Below are 614 nucleotides of genomic sequence, written 5' to 3'. Positions count from 1 at the left end.
ATCGACGGCGACCTCGACGCGGACACCTTCGTCGCCGCCTGGCGGCACGTCGTCGGCCGGCACGACGCCCTGCGCTGCTCGTTCCGCTGGGCGGACGTCCCGCACCCCCTCCAGGTGGTGCACCGCGCCGCTCCCCCGGACTTCCAGGTCCTCGACTGGCGGGGCACCGCGCCCGACGACCTCGACCGGCGCCTGGACACCCTGCTGGCGGACGAGCGGCGCCGCGGCTTCGCCCTGTCCGACGCCCCGCCGCACCGCTTCCACCTCGTGCGCACCGGCGCCCGCAGCCACCAGCTGATCTGGCACAGCCACCACATCCTCGCCGACGGCTGGAGCGTCGGCCCGGTCCTCAGCGAGGTGTTCGCCACCCACACGGCGCTGCGCGACACCGGCGAGACCCCCCGCCACCTCCCCGAACCCGTACCCCACCGGGCCTACGTGGCCTGGCTCGGCGAGCAGGACCAGGACACGGCGGAGCTCTACTGGCGCACCGCCCTGGCCGGGGTGGCCGAACCCACCCCGATCCCCGTGGTGCGCCCCGCGACCGGCGAGGCCGGCGGCGAGACCCGCTCGGCCGAACTCGCCCTGCCCGCCGAGGTGATCGAGCGCCTGAA

General features: G+C 76.1%; 1 protein-coding gene. It reads left to right on the top strand.

The genetic code is table 11. The features are described from left to right. A partial coding sequence (locus AOK24_RS34140; RefSeq protein WP_240554263.1) for a condensation domain-containing protein occupies positions 1-614 on the top strand: 614 nt, incomplete at both ends.

The organism is Streptomyces niveiscabiei (genome assembly GCF_001419795.1).
In the GTDB taxonomy this organism is placed as follows: domain Bacteria; phylum Actinomycetota; class Actinomycetes; order Streptomycetales; family Streptomycetaceae; genus Streptomyces; species Streptomyces niveiscabiei.
This window is presented reverse-complemented; position numbering and strand designations above follow the sequence as displayed.